Here is a 17,037-nt window from a genome sequence, read left to right on the forward strand (position 1 = left end):
GAGGCAGCGGGGACAGCTCGCGACGCCGTCGAGGATCATGGGCTGACCGTAGCGCGGGCGTCCGCTGAGCGCTGCCCCGGGAAACCGCGGACGCCGCCTCCCCGTGCACCGTCCGCACGCCGGATCGTGCACGGGGAGGCGCTGCGGGCCGCCCGCGTCCGTCAGGGCCGAATGGTCCTGGCCCGGTCCACCTCCTCCGGGTCGACCGCGACGGCCTTCGCGAAGAAGCGGGGATGGCCGCTGCGCACCCGCACGTCGAACCCGACCGGCCCCGGCGGGTCGGTGCCGCCGGCCTGCGACAGGTCGATCGGCCCGAGCGTCGAGAGCTCGGCGCATCGCAGCACCCTGGTCGGCCGCTCGACGTTCGAGCCGGACACGATGACGGAGAGGGTGCCGCCGCCCTCGCAGGCGGCCGCGAGCAGCATCGACCGCCCGTCGGTGTCGATCGCGCCGCCTGTGGGGGCGCCGCGGTCGTCGCTCCAGGTCAGCGACGGCGCGCTCCGGGCGGACGTCGGCAGCAGGGCGAACAGCGCCTCGTGCAGCTCCGCCCGGACCTCGGCCGGAGGCCGCGTCGGCGCCGGCTGCGCGGTCACCGCGGAGGGGGAGGCGGCGGGTCCCGGGGAGGGACGGTCGATGCCGGCCCGGATCGCGAAGGCCGCGAGCACCACGACGATCGCGGCGACGACGCCCGTCACGAGCACGCGCGGGCGGTCGACCGGGGTGCGTCGCGGCGCCGTCCCGGTCGACGCCTCGGGTGCCTCGACCAGCCGGACGAGGTCGTCGCGCACCCGGTCCGCGTACGGGGTGCTCCAGCGCGGTGCGGTCACCTCGCCACCTCCTGCGTCTCGGTCCGGCCGGTGTCCGTCGGGGCGAGCAGGCCCCGGAGCTTCTTGTGCGCGCGGTGCAGTCGCACGCGCGCGGCGTTCTCGGTCAGCCCGAGCAGCTCCGCGATCTCGGCGACGCGGTAGCCCTCGAGCGCCGCCATCGTCACGAGCGCCGCGTCGCCCGGCGGCAGACGGCGCAGCGCGGCGACCAGGGCGCTGCGCGGCAGGTCGTCGTCGATGCGGGCGAACGCGCGCGCCGCCGCGTCGTCGTGCTCGCGCGGCGCGCGGCGCAGCAGCCGCTCGCGGCGGACCAGCGAGCGCCGGCTGTTCCGGGAGAGGTTGGCGGCCGTGACCAGCAGCCACGGCAGCACGGACCCGGCGACGAGCCGCACGGACTCCCGCTTCCGCCACAGCTCGAAGAAGGCCGAGGCCGCGACCTCCTCCGCATCCGCCGGCGAGGCCGTGAGGCGCAGGGCCTGACGGAACACGGCGTCGCGGTGCAGGTCGAACAGGCGCCCGAAGGCGGTGCCGTCCTGCGCGAGCGCCGCGGCCCACAGCGCGGCCTCGTCGGCGGAAGGATCCCTCACACCTCCCAAGTGTTCGCACGGGCGGCGGGCATTACACACGCCGCGCTGCGCGTCACACGACGGCGGTCATGCCGCCGTCGACGGTGAGGACCTGCCCGTTCACGAAGTCGGAGGCGCGGCTCGAGAGGAACACCGCGGCGCCGATCAGCTCGTCCACGCGTCCCCAGCGTCCCGCGGGGGTGCGGCGCTCGACCCAGTCGCTGAAGTCGGGGTCGGCGACGAGGGGAGCGGTGAGGTCGGTGGCGAAGTACCCGGGGGCGATCGCGTTCACCTGGATCCCGGACGGCCCGAGGTCGGCGCACATGCCGCGCGTCAGCATCGCGATGCCGCCCTTCGTCGCGGCGTAGGGCGTGATGCCGGGCCGGCCGAGCATGAACTGCACGGAGCCGATGTGGATGATCTTGCCCCTGCCGCGCTGCTGCATCCCGCGCGCGACGGCCCGGCTGACGAGGAAGGCGCTCGTGAGGTTCGTCGCGACGAGCCGGTGCCACTCGGCGGTGGGGAATTCGGTGAAGGGCGCTCGCGACTGGACGCCGGCGTTGTTCACCAGCACGTCGATCGCGCCGACCCGCTCGAGCACGCGGGCCACGCCGTGCTCGACCGCGTCCTCCTCCGTCACGTCGAAGGCCGCGCTCGACACCGAGGCGCCGTCCGCCGTGAGCGCGTCCGTCTCCCGCGCGAGCGCTTCGGCGTCCCGGCCGTGCAGCACGACGTGCGCTCCGGCCGCGCGAGCCCGCCGGCGAGCGCGCGGCCGATGCCGCGGCTCGAGCCGGTGACGAGCGCGCTGCGGCCCGTGAGGTCGAACAGGTCCATCAGGAGGGCTCCCGGTCGTCGACGTGGTCGTGCACGGGGAGCAGCATCGCGCGGCCGACTCGTTCCGCGCCGGGAAGCGACGTCGATCGTTCCTCGTACGCCGTGGACGGCGCCGCGTCGATCTCGACCACGTCGTCGAACCCCTCCTGCCGCAGCGTCGCCGCGTCGATGAGCGAGCGCCGGTTCGCGTGCCGCGCGAGGCTGTCCTCGGGCACGCGGCGCAGCTCGGATCGCGGGGCGTTCCGAGCCACGAGGGCGTCGACGGGCAGGTCCGGCAGCAGCACGGCGATCGCCCGCAGCCCGGCCTGATGCGCGGCGCGGACGTGCGCCACCCGCTCCTTGCGGCGCAGGTTCGTGGCGTCGGCGATGTAGCCGCGCCGCTCGGCGAGCAGGTCGGCGGCGGCGTCGGCGCACCGCGCGAGCGCGGCGAGCGAGTAGTCCTGCAGGCCGTGCGGCACCCGGCCCGCGGCGAGGTCGCGCTCGCGGAGGAGGGCCCGCTCGTCGTCGGGGCTGAGCACCGGCGTCCCGGGCCGATCGACGAGCAGCTGCTCGCGGACCGTCGTCTTGCCCGATCCCGGCGCGCCGATCAGGACCACGACCGGCTCCTCCGGGTCCGCACCGCCGCCGTCGGAGGCGGCCTCAGGCGGCATCGACATGCCCGCCGAGCCGCTGCGCCCAGCGGATGCGCGCGTGCGCGCCGTCCATGGCCGCGAGCGCGATCTCGGGCAGCACCAGGTCCGCCCCCTCGTGAAGCGGGGGCGTCGGCGTCACCGAGACGTGCGGGCGGTACCCCGCGCCCTGGTGCGTCGGGTGCTCGAACCCCGCGGGGCGGATCGCGTCGAGCAGCGCGCCGTGCAGGACGTGCGCCTCCGCCGAGTCGACGAGCCGGACGCGGACGTCGTACGCGAGCCCGAACCACGCCTGCTCGCCGACGCGGCCGTGCACCGGCCCGGTCCTCGCCAGCACCGGCTGCACGACGCGGGCGACGTCCTCGTCGGTGCCGTCGCTCAGGAAGTTGGAGAGGACGGTGAGGTGGGCGGGCCACTCCCGACGCGGGAACGGCGCGTCGAGGGGCAGCGGCGCGAGGGGGAGCACCAGGGCGAGCAGTCGCACGCTGCCGAAGCGTACGGACCGGCCCTGGCCGGGCGGGACCCGCGGTGCGAGGATTCGGGCGTGCGCATGCTCCTGACCTCCGGCGGACTGCGGCCCGGCCCCGTGCTCGACGCGCTGGTCGCGCTGCTCGGCAAGCCGATCGCGGAGGCGCGGATCGCGGTGGTCGTCGACGCGATCCTGCCGTTCCCGGGCGACAAGTCGATGCTGCTGCGGCACCTCGAGCAGAACCGGTCGCTCGGCTGGGCCGAGTTCGACGTGCTCTCCCTCTTCTCCGCCCCCCGCTCGGTGATCGAGTCGCGGCTGCGATCGGCGGACGTGGTGTTCGGATACGGCGGCAGCAACCACTGGCTCGCCCACGCCTGGCGGACCACCGGCTTCGCCCCGCTGCTGCGCGAGCTGCTCGACGAGAAGGTCTACGTCGGTCACAGCGCCGGCTCGATGATCTTCTCGACCCGGCACGCGGAGGCCGTCGACGCGTTCGACGACCACGAGGAGGTGGCGATGCTCCAGCTGACGGAGGTCGCGGCCGCGGCGCCGCTGCTCGACTGGGTCGTGCTCTGCCACCTCGGCGCGGACTTCATGCCCGAGGACGCCGAGCGGTGGGCGGCTGCGGGCACGGCGGCGCTGGGCGCTCCGGTGTGGTTCCTCGACGACGAGTCGGCGCTGCTCGTCCGGGATCCCGCGGAGGTGCCGGAGGTCGTGTCGGGCGGCCGCTGGATCCGCTACGACGCGACCGGCGCGGTCGTCGACTCGCGCTGACCCGCCCCCTGCGTCCAGGGGTCGCGCGTCCAGCCGCCGCGGTTACCGTCGTGGCGGAGCCTTCACGCGAATGACGAAACGACGACCGCCCGACAGCCGCCTCGCGGCCGCCCGCTACGCCCTCGACCGCGAGGTCCAGGACGACGAGGAGCCGACCGACCGCGGGCAGATCAGCCCGGACCAGCGCGCGCAGGCGGTCGAGATCGCGATCCAGCAGGCCATGCGCCGCGGGGAGTTCGACGACCTGCCCGGCGCGGGCAAGCCGCTCGCCGACCTCGGCACCGTGCGCGATCCGGACTGGTGGATCCGCCGCAAGATCGAGCGGGAGAACCTCACCGGTCTCGGCCCGCCCGCGCTCACCCTGCGCACGGAGGACGCGCGGCTCAGCGACCGCCTGGACGAGCTGCCCACCGAGGCGAGGGTGCGGGAGGCGCTCGACGACTTCAACCACCGCGTCCGCGAGGCGCGGCGGCAGCTGCTGGGCGGACCCCCGGTCATCACCCGGCCGCGCGACGTGGAGGCGGAGCTGGAGGCGTGGCGCACCCGCGCGCTGGAGCGCCGCGCGGCCCGCGAGCGCGCGCAGGCCGAGGAGCGGGAGTGCGAGGCCGCGGCGCTCGCCGCGATGACCTGGCGCGAGCGCCGCAGGGCGAAGCGCAGCCGCTGACCGGTGCGCCGATCCTGCTCGGCGGTCGGCCGGTGGACGGGACGCCGCAGCGAGGGCGACGCGATCTCCAGGACCCGGGCGTTCAGGAGGTCGCGGGAGCCGTCGCCTCGTAGCGGGCGCGCAGCTTCTGGCCCAGGTACTCGCGCGCCGGCGCCGTCGGGCTCATGCCGACCACGACGACCCCGCGGCTGTGCCGGGCGTCGAGGTCGACCAGCGCCTCGACGAGGTTCATGAACGGGTAGTACCCGGAGACGAGCACCTTCAGGTCCCATGACGCGACGAGCTCCGCGACGTCCGCCAGCTGCAGGGCGACCCGCTCGTCCGGGCCCGCCGACCAGTGCTGGATCTCGACCGCGCGGCGGTCGTCGCTCGTCCGCGTCCTCCCCGCTGGCACGCCGAGCTCCTCAGCGAGCTGCTCGTAGTGACCGTAGTTGTCGAGCAGCGCGGTGACCGGCCGCTCCTCGGCCGCCTTCCGGATCGCCGCAGCGAGATCGTCGCCGTAGGCCACCGGTCGCACGCCGATCGACCGGAGGTAGTCGTGGTTCTCCCGCCCGGCGATCCCGATGACGCGGGCACCGGCGAGCCGGGCGAGCTGGCATTCGATGTGACCGACGCCGCCCGCCGCGGCGGAGACGAGCACCACGTCGTCCGACCCGAGCCGGAGGCCCTGCACGAGGTCGTAGGCGGTCAGCCCCACGAGGTAGAGCGCTCCGGCGACCTCCCACGACAACCGCGCCGGACGTCGCACCAGCGCTCCTGCCGGCACGACGACGTGCGTGGCGTGCGCGCCGTGCCGCGGGTCGTGCCCGAGCACGTCGACGCCGGGAGCGAGGTGCGGCACGTCCGAGCCGACCGCGCGCACGATGCCCGCGAAGCTCACGCCCTGCCGCGCCGGCAGCTCGAGCGCCAGCGCGTCGCGGAAGCGGCCCTCGCGGATGTAGGCGTCCATGTGGCTCACGCCGGACGCCACCACCTGCACGAGCACCTCGCCCGGCCCCGGGATCGGTCGGTCGACCTCGTCGACGTGCACGCCCTCGGCCGGTCCGTAGTCGTCGAACACCGCGATGAAAGCCTTCTTGCGCGCCATGGGTTGAAAGCTAGGTCCCGGCAGCGCGGGCGGAGGAGTCGGTCGGCCAGCTCTCAGAGAAGGTGGGTGGCCGTCACTCCTCGTCGAACTCGACCACGCGCGAGTCGGCGACGTACACGGAGTCCCGCGAGGCGGGACGGGGGCGGCGGACGGTGCTCGGATCGAGGCTCTCGTCGTTCCGGGAGCGCAGCACGGCCGTGCGGTGCACGAGCGTGCCGAATCCGATCTTCGCGATCATGTCCGCGGCGCACAGCGCGAGCTGCGCCACGACGACGACCGCACCGCCCGTGAAGGCGCCGACCAGGCCGTAGACGATCGGGTAGGCCAGCCAGGTGATCAGCAGCACGACGGCGGCGGAGCGGTACGAGCCGCGGGCTGCGGCCGGCAGGCGGGGGAGCGACACCCGCATCGCGTAGACGAAGAGCCCGTAGAGCACCGCGAAGAAGACCGCGCCGAGGACGCCGAGCAGCGCGTAGGACGTCGAGTCCCGGCCGCCGGCGACGATGAACGCGCCGAGGAATCCGCTGGCGATCATCGCGACGGCGCTCACCATGCCGATGCGCCGGATCCGATCCGCGGTCGGCTGCGCGAGGGCGCTGATCGCGACGAGCTCGAGCACGAGGAGGGGGACGGTCACGACCCAGTCCATGTACCGCAGCTCCCACGAGAGCCGAGCGCCGGAGTTGGGGCGGTACTCGCCGCCGACCTGGGTGTACCCCATGACGAAGGCGGCGATGATCGCGAGGTAGGAGACGAACGCGATCGCGACGACCGCGTTCGCGGTCAGGCTCGCGACGCGGAACGACCCGTGCGCCTCCCCGGACGTGAACCGGACACGGACCAGGGTCGCGAGCAGGGAGAGCCCGGCGGCGACCATCGCGAACAGGATCAGGTCGTGCTCGCTCTGCGTCAGCACCACGCTCCACGGCGGCTGCAGCATCGTCATCGTCTCCTGGTCGGTCCTGACAGGAGCAGCGGATGCGGCTTCGGTCGTGGGGTGAAGTGCTGTGCGGGTCGGTGCGGGCTGCCGCTCAGGGAGGTCAACCCGCCGACCGCGGCCGGTCGAACTCCCGCAGCGCCTCGGCGGCGAGGTGCACGTTCGCGTTCGCGTCGATCCGGCGCACGGCGGAGATGAGGTCGAGCTCGAAGTCGAGCACCCGCGCGTGCAGCTGGTCGTCCCCCGGCAGGCGGCGGATGGAGTAGGTCAACTGCGTGGGACCTCGCCTCGGGGTGATGTCGATCACGCCGAGGAACCCCCGTCCGATCTCGGAGCGGGTCCGCACGTGCATCCGGTGCTCGCTGCGCGACTCGAGGTACAGCGCCCCGTACGCGATGTCGTTCGCGTCCCTGGGCAGGCGCAGCTCGCGGATCAGGCCGATGAGGGTCTGCTCCCAGCCGGTGTGGATCTCGCCGGTCAGCCGTACGAGGCCCTGCTCCTGCTCGTCGTGCGCCGACGCGCCGCTCGCGCCGGTGCGCTCGCCGCGCAGGGCCATGAGCACGCCGATCACCGCTCCGACGACGGCGATCGCCGTCAGCACGATCAGGGGCACGAGGTTCATGAGGGTTCCGGGTCGGGCTCAGCGGTGCAGGGGGACGACGGGTTCAGCGTGGCCCGGCTCGGCCGTCGCAGGGTAGAGGGCGTCGGAGTGTCGTTCACCGTTCAGCCACAGGGTCTCGGGGTGCGTGTCGAGGCCGGCCTGCACGTCGAACGCCGTGCGCAGCTTCGCGACCCGCTGGATCAGCAGGCCGAAGCCGACCTTGGCCGCGACGTCCGCGGCGCAGAGCAGCAGCTGCCCGGTGACCGCCCAGGCGCCCCCGCTCGTCGCACCCTGGAGGCCGAACACGATCGGGTAGACGAACCACGTGCCCATCAGCAGGATCATCGCGTTCCGGTAGGCGGGGCGGGCGACCGTGGGCAGCGCCGGCATCGACCGCAGCACGGTCAGCAGCACCACGACGTAGAGCACCGCGAAGAAGAGCGTGCTGATCAGGCCCCAGACGAGCAGGGCGGCGCGGTTCTCGCCGCCGTCGACCGCGACCCCGCCGATGTAGCCGGCTGCGATCATGGCGATCGCGGAGGCGACGCCGATGACGCGGGTCCGGGCGACCGCGCGACCCGCGAGGCTGCTGACGGCGATCAGCTCGATGACGAGCAGCGGCACCGTCACGGTCCAGTCCATGTAGCGCGCCGACCAGGCCCACATGGCCTGCTCGTTCGGCACCCACATCGCTCCCTGACGGGTGTAGCCGGTGTCGAAGCTGACGACGAGCAGCACGTAGGAGAGGAAGGCGACGCTGAGCACGCCGAGCGAGGCGGCGATCGCCGGGCGGTAGCGGCCGCTGACCTCGGTGCGCACGGTCCAGGTGCGCACGAGCATCGCGAGCAGCGCCAGCCCTGCGACCACGAGGCCGTAGGAGGTGAGCGAGCGCTCCAGACCCGTGAGCGGGACCGCCCACGGCGCGACGACCTCACCCATGCGGCTGCCTCCTCTCGATGACGACAGTCGCCATCCGCGGCCTGGGATGCTGCCGGAACCGACCTGAGGAAACGCTTCGTGCCGACGGCATCATGCGTCGAACAGCGCCCGTCGTGCGGCTCCCCGCAGCTCCAGCTCGTGCGCGACCAGGGTCGCCGAGTCCGAGAGCGCGCCGAGGTCGTCACCGCCGAACGGTCGCGGGGCGTGGTCGAAGACGGCGACGACGCCGAGGTGCGTGCCGTCGTGCGCGCGGAGGGGTGCGGACGCCGCAGCGTGCACGTCCTGCCGCACCTGCGGCGGCATCCGCACCGGCTGGCGCTGGAAGGCGTCGGGCAGCACCCGGGGACCGTCCGCTCCCTGGCTCAGGAGGGGCGTCGCGAGATCGCCGGACACGACGCGGCGCTCCCAGCCGAGCTGCGCCTTGACCACCGGGCCGGCGGGGCCTTCCAGCACGAGCAGCGCCTTCGGCGCCTGCAGCGCGCGGGCGGTGAGCGCGAGGAGCGCGTCGAGGACCGCGTCCGGCGCGTCGTCGATCGCGACGGCCGCGGGCGGCGCCGCGGGCGCGGCGAGCGTCGCGCCGCCGGTGCGTCGGCTGACGAGGTCGTCCGCGAGGAACTGCTGCAGCTCGATCGCGACCTGGTGCAGCCCGATCCGAGCCTCCGGCGCGCGCGCCGTCATGCGACGGAGCACCGAGGCGACCGCTTCGGGCACGTCGTCGGGGATGTGCGGGTCGCGGACGAGCCGCGCGAACGCCGAGTCCTCCACCGATCCGGGGAAGGCGACCTCGCCGGTGATCGCCTCGAGCAGCACGAGGCCCAGCGAGTAGATGTCGGACTCGGGCCGGGCGTCGTGCCCCTCGACCTGCTCGGGGCTGAGGTAGGCGGCGGTGCCGACGGTGTACTCGCTGAGGTCCGGCTGCCCGATCGCGGTGGCGATGCCGAAGTCGGTGAGCTTCGCCACGACGGGCCTCGCGCTGCGCTGGCTGGAGATGAGGATGTTCGCCGGCTTGACGTCGCGGTGCAGGAAGCCCTGCTGGTGCATGTAGTCGATGCCCTCGGCGAGGTCGAAGCAGAGCCAGCACGCGTCGGCGACCCCGAGCGGGCCTCGGCGCAGCCGCTCCTTCAGCGTCGACCCGCGGACGTACTCCATCACCAGGTAGATCTGCGGCGCGTGCTGGTGCGAGGCGTCGATGCCCGCGTCGAGCAGCGTGGTGAGCGCGGAGTGGTTGAGGGCCGCGACGACGCGGGCCTCGATCTCCTGCAGCCGCAGGTCGGGGGACGCCGTGACCTCGCGGCGGAACAGCTTCACCGCCACCTCGCGGCCGAGCAGCAGGTCGCGGGCGCGGTGCACCGACGCCATGCCCCCGGAGCCGAGCCGCTCGCCGACCTCGTAGCGCCCGTCGAGCACGAGCGGTGCGCTCGCGGCGGATGCGGTGACGGGGGACGCCGCACGGGCCGGCTCCACCTCGACGTCCGGAGTCGGAGGGGTCGCCGCCCGCTCCATGCGCGCCCTGCGCCCGAACACACTCGCCATCGGCCGGAAACGTTCTCACATCTCGAGGAGTCCTGCGTCCGGGGACGTCGTGCGGTGCGACGGATCACAGGGGAATCCCGGGGAGCGGGGGTCGACCATGGTCCGGCGGTGCAGGGCGCTCCCGCACCCCGTCGATGCTCGAGAAGGAGCCCCCATGGCCGTCACCGCGTTCCTCGATCTGCACCTCCGCGCCGACGCCCTCGAGGAGGCGCCCGCCGTGCTCGCCGCCGTCCTCGCGGACACCCGCGCCTTCGACGGCTCGCAGGGGATCGAGGTGCTGCGCGACGTCGCCGACCCCGCCCACGTGACGGTCGTCGAGCGCTGGGAGTCCCTGCAGCACGACGACGCCTACCGGGCCTGGCGGGCGACCCCGGAGGGTGCGTCCGACCTCGGCCGGGTGCTGGCGGGCCCGCCGACCCTCTGGCGCTACGAGACGCACTCGACGCTCTGAGGCGGCCCGTCGCGTTGACCACGACGAGCCCGTCGGCGTAGCGTCGGCGCTACCGTGAACGTTCACGGTCGGGCGGGAGGACGACGATGTCAGCGCAGAGCGGAAGCACCACGGCCACGGGCTGGGCGGTCCTCGGACCGGGCGGCATCGCCCGCACGTTCCTGAAGGAGCTGCCGTCCACGACGGGTCGGCTCGTGGCCGTGGGCAGCAGCGACCCGGCGCGGTCGGCGGCCTTCGCCGAGGAGGCGGCCGGGCTCGGCTACGACGACGTCACCGCCGGCACCTACGCCGAGGCGCTCGCGGACCCCCGCGTCGACGCCGTCTACATCGCGACCGTGCACACCGGTCACGCACCGCTCGTGCTCGACGCGATCGCCGCGGGCAAGGCCGTGCTCTGCGAGAAGCCCCTCACCCCGAACCTCGGCACGACCATGGCGCTCGTCGACGCGGCCCGGGAGGCGGGCACGCCCTTCGTCGAGGCGTTCATGTACCGCTTCCACCCCGCGACGGCCGCGCTGCTCGACCTGATCCGCGACGGCGCCATCGGCGAGGTCCGCCACGTCGACGCCTCCTTCGCCTTCCGCGTCGGCGAGCGGCAGGGACGGCTGTTCGACGTGGACACAGCCGGCGGCGGCATCCTCGACGTCGGCGGCTACCCCGTCACGATGACGGCGGCGATCGTGAGCGCGGCGACCGGCGTGCCGGCCGCCGAGCCCGTCGACCTCGTCGGCTCGGGCGTGATCGGCCCGACCGGCGTCGACGAGTGGGCGGTCGCCGACCTCGTCTACCGCGGCGGCATCACCGCGACCCTCCGCACGGGCGTGCGCGTCGAGGACGCGAACACCGTCACGGTGATCGGCTCCCGCGGCCGCATCCACCTCCCGACCCCGTGGACGATCGGCGGCACGCCCTCGATCGAGCTGGCGGTGACGGACGAGGAGCCGCGCACGCTCGACTTCCCCGACGCGAAGGCGTACGGGCTCGAGGCCGCCGCGCTGGCCGACGCGATCGCCTCCGGTGCCACCGAGGTGCCGCAGATGACGCAGGACGAGACGCTCGCGACCGCGCGCACCCTCGACCGGTGGCGCGCGGCGGTCGGGCTGCGCTACCCGTTCGAGGCGGAGGACGCGACGATCCCGCCGGTCTCCGGGCGTCCCCTCCGCGTGACGCCGGTCGCGCCGATGCGCTACGGCGAGATCCCGGGCGTCGGCAAGCGGATGTCGCGCCTCGTGCTCGGCGCCGACAACCAGCCCGACCTGGCGCACGCGTCCGCGATCTTCGACCACTTCGTGGAGCAGGGCGGCAACGTCTTCGACACCGCGTACATCTACGGCGGCGGCGAGAACGAGCGCCGCGTCGGGCGGTGGATCGCCAACCGCGGCATCCGCGAGGACGTGGTCGTGATCACGAAGGGCGCCCACACCCCGTACTGCGACCCCGAGTCCCTCAGTCGCCAGCTGCTCGAGAGCCTCGAGCGGCAGGGCACGGACTACGCGGACCTCTACCTGATGCACCGCGACAACCCCGAGGTGCCGGTCGGGGAGTTCGTCGATGTGCTCGACGAGCACCGCCGCGCCGGCCGCATCCATGTCTACGGCGTCTCGAACTGGAGCCTCGAGCGGTTCGACGAGGCCAACGCCTGGGCCCGGGCGAACGGCAAGGAGGAGCTCGCGGTCCTCAGCAACCACTTCGGGCTCGCCGAGGCCTACGACGTGCCGTGGGCGGGCTGCCGCCACGTCACCGACCCGGCGTCGAAGCAGTGGCTCGAGGAGCGGCAGGTGCCGCTGCTGCCGTGGTCGTCGCAGGCGCGCGGCTTCTTCGCCCGGGCCCGTCCGGACTTCCTGGACGACGAGGAGCTCGTGCGCTGCTACTACAGCGACGACAACTTCGAGCGGCTGCAGCGGGCGGAGCAGCTGGGCGAGCGGCTCGGCGTGCCGGCCACCGCGATCGCCCTCGCCTACGTGCTCGCGCAGCCCTTCCCGACCTTCCCGCTCTTCGGGCCGCGGACCATCGCGGAGGCGCGGTCGTCGATGCGCGGGCTGACGATCGAGCTGACGCCGGAGCAGGTCGAGTGGCTGGACCTGCGGGCCTGACCCCGGGGGACGCCGGGGACCCGGCCGGCCGCGCGACGATCCTCGACGTCGCGGCGGCCGCCGGGGTCTCGCGGCAGACCGTGACCCGCGCGATGAACGGGATGGAGGGGATCAGCGCGGCGACGAAGAAGCGCGTCCTCGCCGCCGCGGAGGCCCTGGCGTACCGCCCCTCCCGCTTCGGCCGCGGACTCGTGCTCGGCGGGGAGCAGCAGCTCGGCCTGATCGTCGACGACCTGCGGAACCCCTACTCGCCGGCGCTCGCCGCCGCGGTCGTGCGCGCCGCGGCGGGGCGGGGCTGGAACGTGATGCTCGCCGACATCGCGCTCACCGGTGACGCCGATCGCATGGTGGAGGCGCTCGGCGTGCAGACCGACGCGGTCGTCGGCTACTTCGGGAAGCGCGCGCCGGAGTGGATCGCACTGCTCGGCAGCGTTCCGGTCGTCGAGCTCGATCCCTCCGGTCCGGTGACCGGCGCCGCCGTGCACCTCGACCCGGGCGACGCGGTCGAGCGCCTCGTCGAGCACCTGCTCGCCGCCGGGGTGCGGCACCCGGTCGTGCTCGACGCCGCTGGCCCCGACCTGCCCAGCCGGCGGGCGACGCGGATGCGGGCGGCGTTCGCGGACCGCGGGCTCCACGTCGCCGTGGAGCCGGTGGCCGAGCCGACCGCCGAGCGCGCGGCGGCGGCGACCGAGCGCCTCCTGCGGCAGGACCCGCGCCCCGACGCGGTCCTCGCCTTCAACGACGTGATGGCGCTCGGCGTGCTCGCCGCCTGCCGCCGGGCCGGCGTCGACGTGCCCGGCGAGGTGCGGGTGGTCGGCGTCGACGGGCTCCCGCTGGGCGCGCTCGTCGCCCCCGCCCTCACGACGCTCGAGGTCGACGTCGACGAGGTCGCCCGGCAGGCGCTCGACCTCGCGGTCGGCATGGTCGCCGGCCGCACGCCCCGCTCGGGCGCCGACGCGGAGCGCACCGTGCGGCACCGCCTCCTGCTGCGCGAGTCCGCCTGACCGCCTTCGCTCACGCTTCGTGCCGCTGCCGCGGTCGTCGCGCGGCACGAAGCGTGAGCAAGGATGGGGCGATGCCGGTCGACGACGCCGTCCCCTTCCGCCTCGACGTCGGCGGGGACCCCGGCATGGACCCCGTCGCCCTCGCCGCGCGAGCGGCCGAGGCGGAGGCGCAGGGCTTCGACGGCGTCGGTGCGGCCGAGACCCGGCACGACCCGTTCCTCGCGCTGGCGCTCGCCGCCCGCGAGACGAGCCGCATCGAGCTGCTGTCGACCATCGCCGTCGCGTTCGCCCGCTCGCCGATGACGGTCGCGCAGACCGCGTTCGACCTGCAGTCGATCGCCGACGGGCGGTTCCTGCTCGGGCTCGGTTCGCAGGTGAAGCCGCACGTCGAGCGGCGCTTCTCCATGCCGTGGTCCCGCCCGGCCGCGCGGATGTCGGAGTTCGTGCGGGCCGTCCGCGCGATCTGGGCGACGTGGCAGACGGGGGAGCCGCTGCGGTTCAGCGGCGAGTTCTACACGCACACCCTCATGACGCCGTTCTTCAGCCCGCCGCCGCTGCGGGTCGGCCTGCCACCGATCTGGATCGCCGCGGTGGGGGAGCGGATGACCGAGGTCGCCGGCGAGGTCGGCGACGGCCTGCACGCCCACAGCTTCACGACCCGCCGCTACCTCGCGGAGGTGAGCGCGCCCGCGCTCCGCCGCGGCGCCGAGCGGGCCGGCCGCGACGCCGCGCAGCTCGGCGTCGCCCTGCCCGCCCTCATCGCGGTCGGCGACGACCAGGCGTCGCTCGACGCGGCGATCCGGGCGACGAAGGGGCAGATCGCCTTCTACGGCAGCACGCCGACCTACCTCCCCGTGCTGGAGGCGCACGGCTGGGGCGACCTCCACGAGCGGCTGCACGTCGCGTCGCGCCGCGGCGACTGGGCGGCGATGCCCGACCTGGTGCCGGACGACGTGCTGAGCGCGTTCGCGGCGGTCGGCTCCGCGACGGCGGTGGCGGCGGAGCTGCGCTCGCGGTTCACCGGCCTCGTCACGCGCCTGTCGTTCAGCGCGAGCTACCCGATCGAGCCGGAGGTGCTCGGCCGGCTGGTCGGCGCCCTGCGGCGGCCCTGACGGGCGGACCCGCGGGCACGACCTCCGCGGGCCCCCTGACGGGAGCCCGAAATCGCCGCGCCGCGTCCGGTACCCTTGGGCGGTGTCCGACCCTGATATCTCCGAGCAGCAGGATGCTGTCGAGCCCGCGCCGACCGAGCGATCCTTCTCCGACCTCGGCCTGAGCGCACCCGTACTGAAGGCCCTGAAGGACGTCGGGTACGAGACCCCGTCCGCCATCCAGGCCGCCACAATCCCGTCCCTGCTGGCTGGCCGCGACGTCGTCGGCCGCGCCCAGACCGGCACCGGCAAGACTGCCGCGTTCGCCCTCCCGATCCTCTCCCGCCTCGACCTGAACCAGGCGGAGCCGCAGGCCCTCGTGCTCGCGCCGACCCGCGAGCTGGCCCTGCAGGTCTGCGAGGCGTTCGAGAGCTACGCCGCGCACCTGAAGGGCATCCGCCTCCTGCCCGTCTACGGCGGGCAGGCCTACGGCACCCAGCTGTCCGCCCTGCGTCGCGGCGTCCACATCGTCGTCGGCACGCCCGGCCGCATCATGGACCACCTCGAGAAGGGCACGCTCGACCTCTCGCAGCTGAAGTACCTCGTGCTCGACGAGGCCGACGAGATGCTGAAGATGGGATTCGCGGAGGACGTCGCGACGATCCTGGCGGACACCCCGGACACGAAGCAGGTCGCCCTGTTCTCCGCGACCATGCCGTCGCAGATCCGCCGCATCTCGCAGCAGTACCTCCACGATCCCGAGGAGATCACGGTCGAGACGAAGACCTCGACCTCGGCGAACATCAGCCAGCTACCTCGTCGTCTCGTACCCGCAGAAGGTCGACGCCCTCACCCGCATCCTCGAGGTCGAGAACTTCGAGGGGATGATCGTCTTCGTCCGCACGAAGAACGAGACCGAGACCCTCGCCGAGAAGCTGCGCGCCCGCGGCTACACGGCCGCCGCGATCAGCGGCGACGTGGCGCAGGCCCAGCGCGAGCGGACCGTGAACCAGCTGAAGTCCGGGAAGCTCGACATCCTCGTCGCCACCGACGTCGCGGCCCGCGGCCTCGACGTCGACCGGATCAGCCACGTCGTCAACTACGACCTGCCGATCGACACCGAGTCGTACGTGCACCGCATCGGCCGCACCGGCCGCGCCGGCCGCACGGGCGCCGCGATCAGCTTCGTCACCCCGCGCGAGCGCCGCATGCTCACCTCGATCGAGCGCGCCACGCACCAGCCGCTGCAGCAGATGCAGCTGCCGACCGCGGAGGACGTGAACGCGACGCGGCTCACGCGCTTCGACGACCAGATCACCGCGGCGCTCGAGCAGAACGAGCGCATCGCCCGGTTCCGCGACATCATCGCCCACTACGTCGAGCACCACGACGTGCCGGAGGCGGACGTCGCCGCGGCCCTCGCGGTCGTCGCGCAGGGCGAGACGCCGCTGCTGCTGTCCCCGGAGGACGACCGGCCGACGCGCTTCGATCGCGACGACCGCGGCCGCGACCGGAACGAGGGCGGCGACCGCCCGGAGCGCCGCGCACGCCCCTCCGGTCCCCGGACGACCTACCGGCTCGAGGTCGGGCGGCGCCAGCGCGTCGAGCCCCGCCAGATCATCGGCGCCCTCGCGAACGAGGGCGGCCTGCAGCGCGAGGACTTCGGCGGCATCGACATCCGCCAGGACTTCTCGCTGATCGAGCTGCCCGTCGACCTCAGCGGCGACGTGCTGGACAAGCTGAGCGGCACCCGCATCAGCGGCGTGCTGATCAAGCTAGGCGCCGACGGCGGCCCGCTGCGCCGGGCCGCGCCCGACGGCGGCGCCCGCCGCCCGCGGCGCTACTGAGCCCGGGGTCCGGACGCGCGGAGGGCGGGCCGGCTGCATCCGCAGCCGGCCCGCCCTTCGTCGTGTCAGCGGCCGACGAGGCCCTTGACCTTCTTGCCGAGGCTGCCGCCGAAGCCGGCGACCGGACGGTACTGCTCGTCCTGCTGCGCCCCGAGGACCAGCAGCACACCGGTGAGCAGCGGGATGGACCACTGCAGCCACTTCTCGTTGCGCTGCGCGGTCTTCAGCTCGTCGGAGGCGTTCTCGCTGGGCTCGGTCACGCTCTTGGCGCCCTCGTCCGCGTGCTTCGCGATGCCGGAGCCGGCGATCGCGGCGGTCAGGGTCGCCGCACCGGCGAGGCCGGTGAAGACCAGCTTGATCGCGGTGTTGGTGCGGGCTTCGCCCTGCGATGCGAGGCGGCCCTTGTTGCCGAGGATCAGGCCGATGCCGCCGATGCCGTGCACGGCGATCGCGGCGAACTGCACCGGAGCCCAGCGGCCCCAGCCGATCGAGGAGAGGCGGAGCCGCTCGGTGGGGTCCTTCGCCTTCGACGCCGCGCCGTTCAAGCCGATGACGCCCATGAGGCCGCCGCCGAACCATGCCGCCAAGCCGAGGTCGTGCATGCTGTGCACGACGGTGTTCCGTCCAGACATGTGTTCTCCGTTCCGTTCGGACCAGCGTGCGGACTCCGCCTGTGCTTCCACGTTGCGTTGGA

16 protein-coding genes and 2 pseudogenes are annotated in these 17,037 nt (G+C 74.0%); 7 read left to right on the top strand and 11 right to left on the bottom strand.

Annotated features, from left to right (window positions below):
• Nucleotides 1–161 precede the first annotated feature (161 nt).
• The 5 genes and pseudogenes from ABEA53_RS16635 to ABEA53_RS16655 form a co-directional block, all read right to left on the bottom strand.
• The gene (locus ABEA53_RS16635; RefSeq protein ID WP_345482439.1) at nucleotides 162–827 is read right to left on the bottom strand and encodes a hypothetical protein; all 666 of its coding nucleotides are present in this window, start codon (nucleotides 825–827) and stop codon (nucleotides 162–164) included.
• Nucleotides 824–1,411: an RNA polymerase sigma factor gene (locus ABEA53_RS16640; protein ID WP_345482440.1), complete on the bottom strand. Its 588-nt coding sequence runs from the start codon at nucleotides 1,409–1,411 to the stop codon at nucleotides 824–826. The genes ABEA53_RS16635 and ABEA53_RS16640 overlap by 4 nt, the downstream gene beginning before the upstream one ends.
• Before the next feature lie 52 nt (nucleotides 1,412–1,463).
• Nucleotides 1,464–2,227: pseudogene (locus ABEA53_RS16645) on the bottom strand (SDR family oxidoreductase).
• Nucleotides 2,224–2,880, bottom strand: coding sequence for an AAA family ATPase (locus tag ABEA53_RS16650; RefSeq protein WP_345482441.1), 657 nt, complete (start codon nucleotides 2,878–2,880; stop codon nucleotides 2,224–2,226). Before ABEA53_RS16650 ends, ABEA53_RS16645 begins: the two are co-directional and overlap by 4 nt.
• Complete coding sequence (locus tag ABEA53_RS16655) at nucleotides 2,864–3,337, bottom strand: 2'-5' RNA ligase family protein (RefSeq protein WP_345482442.1); 474 nt, start codon at nucleotides 3,335–3,337, stop codon at nucleotides 2,864–2,866. The genes ABEA53_RS16650 and ABEA53_RS16655 overlap by 17 nt, the downstream gene beginning before the upstream one ends.
• A gap of 66 nt (nucleotides 3,338–3,403) precedes the next feature.
• On the opposite strand from ABEA53_RS16655, the gene ABEA53_RS16660 reads away from it, so the two are divergent.
• Nucleotides 3,404–4,096 (top strand): Type 1 glutamine amidotransferase-like domain-containing protein, encoded by a 693-nt coding sequence (locus ABEA53_RS16660; RefSeq protein WP_345482476.1) that lies wholly within the window; start codon nucleotides 3,404–3,406, stop codon nucleotides 4,094–4,096.
• 70 nt (nucleotides 4,097–4,166) lie between these two features.
• Complete coding sequence (locus ABEA53_RS16665) at nucleotides 4,167–4,760, top strand: DnaJ family domain-containing protein (RefSeq protein ID WP_345482443.1); 594 nt, start codon at nucleotides 4,167–4,169, stop codon at nucleotides 4,758–4,760.
• Nucleotides 4,761–4,842: 82 nt separating this feature from the next.
• On the opposite strand, the gene ABEA53_RS16670 is transcribed toward ABEA53_RS16665, so the two are convergent.
• From ABEA53_RS16670 to ABEA53_RS16690, 5 genes are all read right to left on the bottom strand, one after another.
• Entirely contained in the window at nucleotides 4,843–5,847 is a 1,005-nt protein-coding gene (locus tag ABEA53_RS16670) for an NADP-dependent oxidoreductase (RefSeq protein ID WP_345482444.1), read from the bottom strand.
• Nucleotides 5,848–5,920: 73 nt separating this feature from the next.
• The gene (locus ABEA53_RS16675) at nucleotides 5,921–6,793 is read right to left on the bottom strand and encodes a bacteriorhodopsin (protein WP_345482445.1); all 873 of its coding nucleotides are present in this window, start codon (nucleotides 6,791–6,793) and stop codon (nucleotides 5,921–5,923) included.
• A gap of 94 nt (nucleotides 6,794–6,887) precedes the next feature.
• The gene (locus ABEA53_RS16680; protein WP_345482446.1) at nucleotides 6,888–7,406 is read right to left on the bottom strand and encodes a hypothetical protein; all 519 of its coding nucleotides are present in this window, start codon (nucleotides 7,404–7,406) and stop codon (nucleotides 6,888–6,890) included.
• Between the two features lie 18 nt (nucleotides 7,407–7,424).
• Complete coding sequence (locus ABEA53_RS16685; protein ID WP_345482447.1) at nucleotides 7,425–8,324, bottom strand: bacteriorhodopsin; 900 nt, start codon at nucleotides 8,322–8,324, stop codon at nucleotides 7,425–7,427.
• A 90-nt stretch (nucleotides 8,325–8,414) separates the two neighbouring features.
• Nucleotides 8,415–9,857 carry a serine/threonine-protein kinase gene (locus tag ABEA53_RS16690; protein ID WP_345482448.1) on the bottom strand — a complete coding sequence of 481 codons (1,443 nt, stop codon included), beginning with the start codon at nucleotides 9,855–9,857 and terminating at the stop codon, nucleotides 8,415–8,417.
• Between the two features lie 154 nt (nucleotides 9,858–10,011).
• Here ABEA53_RS16690 and ABEA53_RS16695 point away from each other — a divergent pair, with 154 nt between their 5' ends.
• From ABEA53_RS16695 to ABEA53_RS16715, 5 genes and pseudogenes are all read left to right on the top strand, one after another.
• The gene (locus ABEA53_RS16695) at nucleotides 10,012–10,308 is read left to right on the top strand and encodes a putative quinol monooxygenase (RefSeq protein ID WP_345482449.1); all 297 of its coding nucleotides are present in this window, start codon (nucleotides 10,012–10,014) and stop codon (nucleotides 10,306–10,308) included.
• A gap of 86 nt (nucleotides 10,309–10,394) precedes the next feature.
• Nucleotides 10,395–12,401 carry an aldo/keto reductase gene (locus tag ABEA53_RS16700; RefSeq protein WP_345482450.1) on the top strand — a complete coding sequence of 669 codons (2,007 nt, stop codon included), beginning with the start codon at nucleotides 10,395–10,397 and terminating at the stop codon, nucleotides 12,399–12,401.
• The gene (locus ABEA53_RS16705; protein WP_345482451.1) at nucleotides 12,380–13,405 is read left to right on the top strand and encodes a LacI family DNA-binding transcriptional regulator; all 1,026 of its coding nucleotides are present in this window, start codon (nucleotides 12,380–12,382) and stop codon (nucleotides 13,403–13,405) included. The genes ABEA53_RS16700 and ABEA53_RS16705 overlap by 22 nt, the downstream gene beginning before the upstream one ends.
• Before the next feature lie 71 nt (nucleotides 13,406–13,476).
• Nucleotides 13,477–14,517: a TIGR03617 family F420-dependent LLM class oxidoreductase gene (locus ABEA53_RS16710; protein ID WP_345482452.1), complete on the top strand. Its 1,041-nt coding sequence runs from the start codon at nucleotides 13,477–13,479 to the stop codon at nucleotides 14,515–14,517.
• Nucleotides 14,518–14,614: 97 nt separating this feature from the next.
• Nucleotides 14,615–16,343, top strand: a pseudogene (locus ABEA53_RS16715) (DEAD/DEAH box helicase).
• A 65-nt stretch (nucleotides 16,344–16,408) separates the two neighbouring features.
• Here the strand turns inward: ABEA53_RS16715 and ABEA53_RS16720 are convergent.
• A complete protein-coding gene (locus tag ABEA53_RS16720; protein WP_345482453.1) occupies nucleotides 16,409–16,975 on the bottom strand; it encodes a hypothetical protein in 567 nt (188 codons plus the stop codon).
• Nucleotides 16,976–17,037: the final 62 nt, after the last annotated feature.

The organism is Amnibacterium soli (assembly GCF_039544415.1).
Classification (GTDB): Bacteria; Actinomycetota; Actinomycetes; order Actinomycetales; family Microbacteriaceae; genus Amnibacterium; species Amnibacterium soli.

Excerpts from the sequence above, each read along its gene's own strand:
- ABEA53_RS16710 (WP_345482452.1), top strand. The coding sequence starts at position 13,477 with ATGCCGGTCGACGACGCCGTCCCCTTCCGCCTCGACGTCGGCGGGGAC.
- ABEA53_RS16675 (WP_345482445.1), bottom strand. The coding sequence starts at position 6,793 with ATGACGATGCTGCAGCCGCCGTGGAGCGTGGTGCTGACGCAGAGCGAG.
- ABEA53_RS16660 (WP_345482476.1), top strand. The coding sequence starts at position 3,404 with ATGCTCCTGACCTCCGGCGGACTGCGGCCCGGCCCCGTGCTCGACGCG.
- ABEA53_RS16720 (WP_345482453.1), bottom strand. The coding sequence starts at position 16,975 with ATGTCTGGACGGAACACCGTCGTGCACAGCATGCACGACCTCGGCTTG.
- ABEA53_RS16690 (WP_345482448.1), bottom strand. The coding sequence starts at position 9,857 with ATGGCGAGTGTGTTCGGGCGCAGGGCGCGCATGGAGCGGGCGGCGACC.
- ABEA53_RS16680 (WP_345482446.1), bottom strand. The coding sequence starts at position 7,406 with ATGAACCTCGTGCCCCTGATCGTGCTGACGGCGATCGCCGTCGTCGGA.
- ABEA53_RS16650 (WP_345482441.1), bottom strand. The coding sequence starts at position 2,880 with ATGTCGATGCCGCCTGAGGCCGCCTCCGACGGCGGCGGTGCGGACCCG.
- ABEA53_RS16695 (WP_345482449.1), top strand. The coding sequence starts at position 10,012 with ATGGCCGTCACCGCGTTCCTCGATCTGCACCTCCGCGCCGACGCCCTC.
- ABEA53_RS16700 (WP_345482450.1), top strand. The coding sequence starts at position 10,395 with ATGTCAGCGCAGAGCGGAAGCACCACGGCCACGGGCTGGGCGGTCCTC.
- ABEA53_RS16685 (WP_345482447.1), bottom strand. The coding sequence starts at position 8,324 with ATGGGTGAGGTCGTCGCGCCGTGGGCGGTCCCGCTCACGGGTCTGGAG.
- ABEA53_RS16670 (WP_345482444.1), bottom strand. The coding sequence starts at position 5,847 with ATGGCGCGCAAGAAGGCTTTCATCGCGGTGTTCGACGACTACGGACCG.
- ABEA53_RS16665 (WP_345482443.1), top strand. The coding sequence starts at position 4,167 with ATGACGAAACGACGACCGCCCGACAGCCGCCTCGCGGCCGCCCGCTAC.